A 10,269-nucleotide genomic window follows, 5' to 3' on the forward strand; every position below is an offset into this window, starting at 1 on the left:
AGACGTCCTTCCTTATCAATAATTTATTGGACGACTTTTTGACTGAAATTCGAGCGATTCTTAGATGGCTCTCGAAAAAACCCTCGATTCCGGACTTTTTCTTCTTAACCTGAGATCGAGTCCCGTACAGGCGTTTCGAAGAAAAGGCCAGCCCTTTTCAGTCAAGGACAGGAGGTTTTCCTCCCATCCAATAAGATTATCGTCTTCCATCGAAGCCAAATAGAGTCGCACATCCTGCAAAATTTGATCCGGTACCCAAACCTTTCCCGTCGTTGAAAGCTGCAAGATCAACGCTCTTTGAACAAGATCTTCCGCATCGAGTTTATGTCCCCTGAGTGTGGCGAACCTACTTTCATGGATATGCTTCTGATATTTTTTTACGATCTTCTCATTCTGATGAAAACAATCCCAACTGTCGGAAATTGCAGAAACTCCGAGTCCGAGGAGCATTTCCGTAGTTTTTGTTGTATATCCCATAAAATTTCGGTGCAAAGTCCCATTCTTCGCCGCCGTTGAGAGAGAATCAGTTTCCAAAGCGAAGTGATCCATTCCAATTTCATGATAACCGGATTGAAGAAACATCTCTCTTGAGACCTCGTAGAGTTCCCTTTTTTCGGGTCCGGAAGGAAGATCCGCTTCGGTAAAAAGTCTCTGCGCCGCTTTGATCCAGGGGACATGAGCGTAACTGTAAAATGCGATTCGATCCGGACGAAGTTCGAGTGTTTTTTCGACGGTGAGTTTCATACTTTCCAAGGTTTGTTTCGGCAATCCGTAGATAAGATCGAAGTTTACGGAATTGTATCCGATACTTCTTGAAAGATCCGTGATCCTTTCCGTCATCTCGAAAGGTTGAGTACGATTGATCAGTCTTTGCACCTCGGGATCAAAATCCTGAACTCCGAGACTGATTCTTCTAAAACCGAAATCATAAAGAACCTTGAGCTGTGTTTCCCTGGTTCTTCTCGGATCCACTTCGAGCGAAAAGTCCGGTTTGGATGAAACATTCATTTTTTTTAATATAGAATCCAATAAGAATTCCATGTTTTTTTCCGATAAATAGGTGGGGCTTCCGCCTCCGAGATGAAGTTCCTTCAGCTCCCTTTGTCCGATCTCCGGTACCTCGGTTAGATAGTTTTCAAACTCCTCGAGAAGCGAACTGATATACGGGTCTTCCACCGTGTGATTTTTTGTGATCGAAGTGTTGCACCCGCAAAAGGAGCATAACGTTTCGCAAAAAGGGATATGGAGATATAAGGAAAGCGAAGAATCCTTCGGGTTGAGTCGATTTCTTATCTTGTCCAGCCATTCTTCCGTAGTCGGATTTTCGGACCAATACGGAACCGTGGGATAACTCGTGTATCGAGGAGCCGGTATGTCGTATTTTGCGATCATATCTTTTGCTGTTGTCATCGGAATGTCTCTCTCACTGTTTCTACGAAAGTTTTTACGTTGTCTTCGGGGGTTTTCGGCATCACGCCGTGACCGAGTCCGCAGACCCAACCGATCCTATCTTCGGGCGCCAAATCTTGGAAAGGTTTCAAATATTGCATTAGGGTTTTCTTAAATTCTTCTCTTTCCATAAATAACAAAGCCTGATCAAAGTTTCCCTGGATCATCCTCTTCTCGGTTTTAAAAACGTCTCTCAGATCCCATCGATGATCGAGTCCAAATCCGACAAGAGAAGAAATCTTTTGTATACTCCGGAAATGCGGGGCAACGGTTCCCCTGCTATAATATCCGACTTTTCCAGGAAAGGCGTCGGCGATACTTTTTACTCCGGGAACTACGATCTCGTCAAAAAGCGCAGGAGAAAGATCTCCTCCCGCGGTATCGAAAATCATTATCGCGTCGGCCCCGCCTTCCAACTGCAAGGCGATGTTAGCTTTTAAGAATTGGACGATCCGTTCGAGGAATTCTTTCCTGACATTCGTCAACGTTTTCGGAAGAGAAAGATTCCCTTCGTGTTTGCCCGCGACTGCGTAAGTAAACAAGGTCCAAGGCCCGCCGACAAAACCGATCAGAGATTTTTCTTTCGGAATTCTTTCTCGTGTCAGTTTCATCGCGTCCTTTTGAAACTGCATAAAGGAAATGGAATCTTCTACGGACTTCAACTTCGCGAGGTCTTCTTTGGAACGAATCGCAAAACCGAGTTCGGGGCCTGAGTCCGTATATTTCAAACCCATTCCCAGCGCTTCCAACGGAAACAGAATATCGGAAAATAAAATCGAGACGTCGAAATCGAACTCGTCCACGGGGCCGAAGGCGACCTCGGCCGCCAGCTCCGGGATTTTACAGAGTTCTTCGAAAGAATGTTTTTGCCTCAAGGTTTGGTAGTGTTTGTGATATCGCCCCGCCTGTCTCATCATCCATACGGGGGGAATTTTTTGTGCGATCCCTAACAACGCATTCGAGTAGCGTTCATTCGACATTTTGAATATCTCCAGTCCATTGATAACCGACTCCTCTCACCGAACGGATCACAGCGTCTTCGCCGAAGGTTTGTCTGAGTCGTACGATCGAGTTGTCTATCGTTCTATTTGTTGGGAAACTTTCTTCTCCCCAGAGTTTGTCCAAAATTTCGGCGCGGCTCACGGTTCGATCCCGTTCGCTTACCAAAAAGTGGAGTAGGGCGCAGTCTCTTTTGGAGAGAGGAAATTCTTCAGTTCCTTTTTTGATCTGAAACCCTTGAAAATCCAATATATAATCCTTATAACGGAATTTGGATTCTTCTATCGAATGTTTATGAGATTCTAATACGTGTTTGACGCGGATCAGAAGTTCCTTGAGATGAAACGGTTTCGGTATAAATTCTTCAGCGCCCAACTCGAACCCTCTAAGCCTTTCGGGCGCGCCCGCCTGCGCGGTCAGGAATAAAAACGGAGGACAATCCTTTGTTTCCTTCAATTCTTCCGCGAGCGTAAAACCGTCCCCGTCCGGAAGTCTTACATCCAGAAGAATCAAATGAGGCCTTTCTTCCTTTGCGAGTTTTTTTGCGGAAACCGCTGAGACCGTCCAGAGAACTTCGTAACCTTCCTTCTGAAGTCTTTCCTGCAGGGTTTCTCCGAGAGAACGATCGTCTTCGACTAACAAGAGTTTGGCTTTCAAGAATGCGCCTCCCGGAGAATCAGATCCACTCGAAATCCGGATTCGACGGGAACGATCTCCATTCTTCCCTTCATCTTCTTCATCAATTTTTTTATGATATAAAGTCCGATGCCGGTTCCGCTCGTACTCGTATGTCGATTAAAAGGAATTCCAAGAGTTTTGTAGTTTCCGTCAAAGCCGTTTCCGTTGTCGATTACGTGGATCCGGATTTCTCCGGACTTTTCCTTTTTGGAAATAATATCTAACGCGGTCGCCCTTCCGTGTTTGATCGAATTCTCCGCTAAATTCTTAAAAATACTTTCAAGGGCCTTTCGATCCGCGGCCACGCCGAAGTTTTCCATTCTACTCAAGTCGATCTTCAAATTCGGAAAATCATCCCGGATGGAATCAATTACTTCTTTGAGATTCGTTTTTTCGATATAAAGAATCTCCGATCGAGTAAGACTCGCGAGATACATAGCGCGGTTCATCTGGGATTCGATACGAACCGAATCCATGAGTAAGCGAGAGATGAGTTTATTCTCGTTCGGATTGGGTAATTCTTCCTGAAGGCTTTCCGCCTGAAGACGCAAACTCGCAAGAGGAGTTTTCATCTCGTGTGTCACCGTGGAAAAAAAATCGTGAATGAGTTTGTTTCTCAGGGAATCCCTGTAAGAAAGCCAGATCAGAGTACTCCCGCCTAACACGAGCATTGCGAGAAAAAAATGACCTTCCATTTTGATCATCCTGCTTTGTCTTTCCAGCACAAGAAGACTTTCAGTAGCGGCGGTCCCGTCCAATTTGGCGCTGAGTTCGGCGATCATACTCGTGAGTTTTAGACCCAAAAGAAACCACCAAACGCCGAGGGAAAAAGTTACAAGAAGCCAAAGGACTGCAAAGAGAATTCTTGTGTTTTTCCAGACGGAGGACATCAGAGATTTTTCAGAGCTTTTTTGGCCGTCTCCAAAGTTTTTGCGATGACTTCGTCCGTATGCGCGAAGGAAAGAAAACCGACTTCGTAACCGGAAGGCGCGAGATAGATTCCGTTCTTTAACAAAACATGAAATACTTTTGCAAATCCTTCTTTATGTCCTTCCGGAATTTGTTCGATCGTTCGAATCGGCTCCGCAGTTTTTTTATGGAACCAAAAAAGAGAAGAATGTGAAACCGCGTCCCATTCTCCCAAACCGCTTTGATTGAGAATGTTTTTCATCTCTTCCGCAAAGGCCTTTGTTCTTTTTTCAAGAATCGAATAGACGTTTTCTCTTTGCACTTTTTGCAAAGTCGCCAAACCGGCCCTCATCCCAAATGGACTCGCGCTCAAGGTTCCAGCCTGATAAACGGGGCCCGCCGGCGCGACAAGATCCATCAGATCCTTTCTGCCGGCATAACATCCGACGGGAAATCCTCCGCCGATAATCTTTCCATACGTTACAAGATCCGGGTTTACCCCGAGAAGACCCGCCATTCCTTGAAATCCGGTCCTAAAACCGGAGATCACTTCGTCAAAGACGACTAACGTTCCGTGCTTTTTTGCGATCTCGACTATCTTCAAAATAAATTCTTTTCTTTGGATAAGAAGTCCGTAGTTCGCAGGAAGCGGTTCTATGATCAGAGCCGCGATGTCCTTGCCTTCTTTTGCGAACAAGGCTTCCACGTTTTTTTCGTCGTCGAGCGGAAGCACAAGCGTGTTTGCGATCGCGTAAGCGGAGATCCCGGCGCTGTCCGAAGAGGATTCTCCCGCGAGACCCGAGCCTGCTTTTACAAGAAGAGCGTCCAAGTGACCGTGATAACATCCGTCAAACTTTAGAATCTTTTCTCTTCCGGTTGCGGCTCGAGCGACGCGTAACGCGCTCATAACGGCCTCGGTTCCCGAATTTACAAAACGGACTTTTTCAGCCCAAGGAATCCGGCTCGTGATAAACTCAGCGAGTTCGAGAGAGTAGGGTTCCGCCGCGCCAAAACTCCACGCGAGCCCTGTCGTTTCACGAACCACATCTTCCACTTCCGGATCCCTGTGCCCGAGAATCAGAGGACCAAAACTCAGACAATAGTCGACGTATTCTTTTCCCTGTATGTCGGTTAACGTGGCTCCGTTTGCGGATGCGAAAAAAACCGGAGTTCCTCCCACGGAACGAAAGGAGCGAACGGGAGAATGAACTCCTCCGGGAGAAACCTTTTTTGCTCTTTCAAAAAGCTCTTCCGAAGTTTTTCCTTTCCATGAATTTCCTGATAAAGACGTTTGATGTTGACTCATTGAAAAATCTCCTTCCCTCTTCTCGCCGCGTAAGTGATAAGATACGAAGAGCCGGCTCTCGAAAAAATCTGCCAGGTTTCGCGTAACGCGGCTTCGAAATCACAAAATCCGTTTTGCGCCAAGTAGTGAATCGACGCGAATTCTCCGCTCACTTGATAAGCTCCGGTGGGAAGCCCGGTTTTTTCTCGGATCGGACCGATGAGATCGATCGAAGTCATTCCGGGTTTGACCATCAAAAAATCGGCGCCTTCTTCTTTGTCCCGAATCGAAGAAAGAATCGAATCTTCCCGATTACGAACGTCGATCTGATACGAGGAACGATCTCCGTGTCCCGGAGCGGAATCCGCCGCCGCACGAAAAGGTCCGTAAAAATTACTCTTAAACTTTGTGGAATAACTCATCACGGGAACGTGTGAAAATCCGTTTGTATCCAAGATTCTACGATGACTTCCCACTCTTCCGTCCATCATATCACTCGGAGCGATTCCATCGGCGCCTGACTGCGCGTAGGTGAGAGCGATATTCGAAAGATGTTTTACTGAAGAAGCGTTGTCGATACTTCCATCCTTGTGCAAGAGGCCGCAATGACCGTGAGTTGTGAGGGAACACATACACGTATCGATCCAGAGAAAGGCTTCCGGAAATTCTTTCTTAAGAGAAGAGATCGAACGTTCGCAAAAAGACTTAGGAATTTCAGTATTCGATTTGAGTTCCGGAACCATAAATAGAATAAAATGAGTAACTCCGAACTTCAAATCGGATTCGATTTGTTTGAAAACGCTCGTTTCCGTATCGCGAAAAACTCCCGGAAGAGAATCCATTTTTTCCCTTTCTTTGAGGCCTTCCACGATAAAAAGAGGCTGTATTAGCTTTTTGTAATTGAGACTTTCCGAAGAGGCGAGATCTCTGAGCGCTGCGTTAAGCCGAATTCTTCTCTGTTTGGTTTCCAAGCTTTGTTCCTTTGAATTCCTCGAGACCCAAACTCGCAAGCCAGGACTCGTAGTGTATAAAGATAGAAATGTTTGCGGATTCTCCCAGAACTTTTCGGATATGTGAAGAGGTGATTCCAGGACCACAAGCGTGATAACGGTCTTTGATCTGAGGGAACAAGGAGAGCGCTTTGTCGAACTGGGAAGCGCTCATCCAAAAAAAATGAGTTTTCTCGGAAAGATCCGGATGATCTTCAAGAGGAGTCGTTTGATACGTAAGAACTCTCTCCAAACCCGATTCGATTTCAGTAGAACCGATATGAGTGCATTTTACAAAATTCAAATTTTTTCCGAAAAGTGAACCCTTTGGAAGTTCCTCTTCCCCTAATGCGTCCAGAGAACCGTGCGCCCAGACGTCGCGCTCGGCGAGCTGATGCCAGGTTTTAAGACCGCTCGTCCAAACAATACCCTTGTGTTCCAAAGAAGAATCCAGATTTGGATACGCGTTTCCTCGAGTTACGAGCCAATCCCTTTGGATCAACTCTTCGGGAAGAATGTGGTTTTCCTTTTTACCGTCCGCGGTAAGCACATAACCTTTGTTAGACGGGAGCGGCGTCCTTTTTTGTTTGATCGCTTCTCCCGGAACCGGATATACCTTTTCCACGGATTCCGCCGAAGGAGTTAAAAAAGAGAAGAATTGTTCTTCGATCTCAAGGACTTCACCCGCGTCCGTAAGCCCTCTTTGATACAAAATTTTGCCATAAGGACGCTGGAGAATCGAAACGCCGATCTTTTGGTGGCAACCTCCGCCGAATTTCCGAAGAATTTTTCTTTCTTCTTCGACTGCGGCTACGACGTCGGGATTGCTCAGGGCTTTTAGGATATTCAGGGCCCATTCGTCGTCGGCTCTGACTTCGGCGGCCACCGCTCCTTGCGCGGGAGCGGACGGGTTTAAGGAAAGTGGAAAGATCTGAAATACGGATTCTTCCAGGATTTCGGTTAAGAACTTTCGTATTTCTTGATATTCTAATTCGTCCGAATTGAGAAAATCCGTGGACAAAAGACGATCGAGCGCGGCCTTTGCAACCACGAGCCCGTCAACGTCCGATTCTTTCCATTTGCGGACCCTCGTCTGGATATTTCCGCGGACCGGGAGAAAGATCAGATCGGAATTTTTATAACGGGAAGGAAGAAATTTCGGAAGAAATTTTTTGAGATTGTATTCTCTTCTTGGAGAAGAGGTCTGAATCTTCAATTCTTCCGGAGAATGTTTTAAGAGGGATGTTTTTTTCCAGAGAAGGACGTCTCTTTGATCCGCACGATCCAGAACTCCTAAGATCTTCGTCGCTGGATGGCCTTCCAGATCCAAGTCTTTCCAAGAATGAACCACAAGATCCACCTTTCCGTCCACGAGTTCTTTTGTAAGGTCTTGTGTAAAAACACCGCGAGTTCCCATCTTCCAGAGAGGGGTTTGCAGATCCTGATCACCGGAGGCTTCCCTAAAATAAAGCTCCACTTCCAAATCGGGAAATTTTTTTCGAAGGGCGCCGAGTACAAGGTAAGTTTGAAGTCTTGCGAGTGCGCTTTTGCGGGATCCGATCTTTAGAACGCGGGACAAGTCAGGTCTTCCCAGCCGAAAATGAATTGTTGAGCTTCGAGCTCCCGTTCTTCCACAATTTCGTCTAACGCGGGTCGTACTCTTTCTCGGATCTGAAGCGCACGCTCTTCGGTCTCACGAAGAGAATCCAACATCGAGGCAAAGGAAACCGATTGAATCGTATCAGAAAGTTTTTTTTCCAGAGGGACTTCTCTAAAATCCACGATCAAAGTTCCGGGCTGAATCCGATCGAGAAACGGAGTCAGATCCAGAGGCGCCGCTATCACGATCGCGGAACCGTCCGGTTTCCAGTCGTTTAACAATTTCGAATCCACTTCAAACGTCGCTGAAAGTTCTTCCAGACGGGTTTTGTTTCTTCCCACGAGAGTTACGTTTCGATTTTTCAGCCAGGGAAGAATTTTTTCGGAGAGTTGCCCCGTTCCCAGAAGAGTGACTCGAGACGCGTCTTTTAGATATTTATTCGCGAGTCCGCCGTAGGATTGTTCGCCGATGTTTTGAAGATAACGAGAACGAATGTTTCTAGAATCTTGAATGAGACTGTCGCGAAGCCTCGCCAGATATTCTCCGAACGCGGAAGAGGGAAGAGAAGAATTCTTAAATTTATCCCGGAACTGAGCGAGAACTTCGGTTTCACCCAAGAGTCTGGAATGAAGACCCGAGATAACTTCCAGAAGAAAACGATATCCTTCATAACCGGAATACGTTTCCAAAGTGGAAGGAAAAAAAGAAGGTCCGCCGTGAATTCGGCTGTCGGCGATCCAGATCGTGCGCATACAAGTCATCCAGGAAAAAGAATCCGGATTCTCAATCATCTCTCTGTCTTTCTGAGTAGAATGATAAACGCGAAGTGTGGACCACATATTGTTAAATGAACTATACCAGCTTTATGGGTTAGATTGTCAAAGAAGTGTCACCGGCTGGAAAAACTTTCCGTTGACTTTATTGAGACTGATTTTCAACTTGGTCATATATGCAACTTGATACTCAGACTCAGGATTGGATCGTCTACGGAATCGTGAGCTTGACCGCAATTCGGTTGCTCTTTCCTCTTCTTTCCGTGATTCAAGAATTCACCGGAAAAACTTCTCATTCTAAAGACGAAGATTTCGGATGTTATACACAGGCCTGCAAATCTTGTGAAGTAAAGAGTGTTTCAAAAGGAAACGATCCGATTCTCCACTAAGGCAAGAGCGACTCCATCCTCTTCGTTGCTGTATCGCGTAACGTGCTTCGCGGAGTTTTTGATTTCGGGTACCGCGTTTTTCATCGCAAAACCGACTCCACTGTGAAGCAACATTTCAAGATCGTTTCTCTCGTCTCCGAAGGAAACGACTCCATTCCCCTCCAAACCCTTTAAGGAAAGAAAACGAGAAATTCCGGACCATTTGGAAACGGAGACGTTGATGATCTCCACACAATAGGCGACACCGGGAATTTTCGTAAGAATACAACGAAGCTCGGAGGCTCCGGGCAACGCGGAAATTTTTTGAACGAGAGAGTCCAGATCTTCTCTTTGAAGGGATAAAAAACAAACCACAAGAATCTTATCGAGTTCAAGAGAAAGAAAATCTCCGATGGAACGTGTGCGAGAAAGATCTCCTCCCGAATAGTTGTGATAGATCTCGCTCGTAATGGGAACTTCCGTAAACATGTCGATACCTTCTTCAAAATGGTCGACATGAAGAATCGGAGGTGTATGAAATTCTTTTCCTAAAAGAAGGATCTCAGAGACGAGTTTCGTGTCGAGATAACTCTCGCCGATCCGATCGGCGCTAGGAGAATGTCTCAAGATTTGTCCGTTGTTCGAGACGACATGGACTTCTCCTTTGAATTCTTTTGCAAACGCGAAGGTGGAGAAAAATCTTCTTCCCGTCGCGATGACGAGATTTTTCCCTTGGTCGATGGCCTTCTGCAAAACGGAGTGGGTGAGGGGAGAGATCTTGCTTTTGGAGTTGAGAAGGGTTCCGTCCAGGTCGACGGCGATCGTATGAATCTGCGAGGGATCAAAAGACATGTTTTGTTTCAGAAAATCGAAAGGGAGAATTTAGAGAAAGGAATTTTTTGTTTCTGAAATTTCGCGCGGAGTAAAGAAGAATCCGGAGCCTTTCTTTTATCGAGGATTTCCATTCGTTTTTGCGAAAACGAGTCGGGACTAAACCTCAAAAAAAAGGAAAAGTGCGGAAAAAGGAGAAAAAAAACTTCGAGAAAATGCTCGGAAAAACTTTTTTTCGAGGAAATTGGCCCCGATTGTAAGTGATCCAGGAACTGAAATGGGTATGGGATACTTAACGTTCAATGCGGATGAAGAAATTTCGTCCAGTCTTCAGGAAAGTCGAATGGATACCGTAACTTTGTTGATTCCGGAGAGCACTTTGGATCGG

The 10,269-nt window shown here is 46.0% G+C and carries 10 protein-coding genes; 1 reads left to right on the forward strand and 9 read right to left on the reverse strand.

What is annotated here, in order from left to right; all coding sequences use genetic code 11:
- Nucleotides 1-60: 60 nt before the first annotated feature.
- The 8 genes from hemN to JWG44_RS18935 are packed head-to-tail and all read right to left on the reverse strand — an operon-like array spanning nucleotide 61 to nucleotide 8,748.
- Entirely contained in the window at nucleotides 61-1,410 is a 1,350-nt protein-coding gene (hemN, locus tag JWG44_RS18900) for an oxygen-independent coproporphyrinogen III oxidase (protein ID WP_205276625.1), read from the reverse strand.
- The gene (locus JWG44_RS18905) at nucleotides 1,407-2,429 is read right to left on the reverse strand and encodes a uroporphyrinogen decarboxylase family protein (protein ID WP_205276626.1); all 1,023 of its coding nucleotides are present in this window, start codon (nucleotides 2,427-2,429) and stop codon (nucleotides 1,407-1,409) included. Before JWG44_RS18905 ends, hemN begins: the two co-directional genes overlap by 4 nt.
- Nucleotides 2,419-3,105, reverse strand: a complete 687-nt coding sequence (locus tag JWG44_RS18910) for a response regulator transcription factor (protein WP_205276627.1) — start codon at nucleotides 3,103-3,105, stop codon at nucleotides 2,419-2,421. The genes JWG44_RS18905 and JWG44_RS18910 overlap by 11 nt, the downstream gene beginning before the upstream one ends.
- Complete coding sequence (locus JWG44_RS18915) at nucleotides 3,102-4,016, reverse strand: sensor histidine kinase (RefSeq protein WP_205276628.1); 915 nt, start codon at nucleotides 4,014-4,016, stop codon at nucleotides 3,102-3,104. The genes JWG44_RS18910 and JWG44_RS18915 overlap by 4 nt, the downstream gene beginning before the upstream one ends.
- Nucleotides 4,016-5,341: a glutamate-1-semialdehyde 2,1-aminomutase gene (hemL, locus tag JWG44_RS18920; RefSeq protein ID WP_205276629.1), complete on the reverse strand. Its 1,326-nt coding sequence runs from the start codon at nucleotides 5,339-5,341 to the stop codon at nucleotides 4,016-4,018. The genes JWG44_RS18915 and hemL overlap by 1 nt, the downstream gene beginning before the upstream one ends.
- On the reverse strand, nucleotides 5,338-6,291 hold the full coding sequence (hemB, locus tag JWG44_RS18925; protein ID WP_205276630.1) for a porphobilinogen synthase: 954 nt from the start codon (nucleotides 6,289-6,291) through the stop codon (nucleotides 5,338-5,340). Before hemB ends, hemL begins: the two co-directional genes overlap by 4 nt.
- Nucleotides 6,260-7,888 carry a hydroxymethylbilane synthase gene (gene hemC, locus JWG44_RS18930; protein WP_205276631.1) on the reverse strand — a complete coding sequence of 543 codons (1,629 nt, stop codon included), beginning with the start codon at nucleotides 7,886-7,888 and terminating at the stop codon, nucleotides 6,260-6,262. The genes hemB and hemC overlap by 32 nt, the downstream gene beginning before the upstream one ends.
- Entirely contained in the window at nucleotides 7,873-8,748 is an 876-nt protein-coding gene (locus JWG44_RS18935) for a Rossmann-fold NAD(P)-binding domain-containing protein (RefSeq protein ID WP_205276632.1), read from the reverse strand. The genes hemC and JWG44_RS18935 overlap by 16 nt, the downstream gene beginning before the upstream one ends.
- Before the next feature lie 110 nt (nucleotides 8,749-8,858).
- Here JWG44_RS18935 and JWG44_RS18940 point away from each other — a divergent pair, with 110 nt between their 5' ends.
- Nucleotides 8,859-9,071 (forward strand): hypothetical protein, encoded by a 213-nt coding sequence (locus tag JWG44_RS18940; RefSeq protein ID WP_205276633.1) that lies wholly within the window; start codon nucleotides 8,859-8,861, stop codon nucleotides 9,069-9,071.
- Here the strand turns inward: JWG44_RS18940 and JWG44_RS18945 are convergent.
- On the reverse strand, nucleotides 9,042-9,902 hold the full coding sequence (locus tag JWG44_RS18945) for a Cof-type HAD-IIB family hydrolase (protein ID WP_205276634.1): 861 nt from the start codon (nucleotides 9,900-9,902) through the stop codon (nucleotides 9,042-9,044). The genes JWG44_RS18940 and JWG44_RS18945 overlap by 30 nt on opposite strands.
- Nucleotides 9,903-10,269: the final 367 nt, after the last annotated feature.

The organism is Leptospira ainazelensis, from assembly GCF_016918785.1.
Classification (GTDB): Bacteria; Spirochaetota; Leptospiria; order Leptospirales; family Leptospiraceae; genus Leptospira; species Leptospira ainazelensis.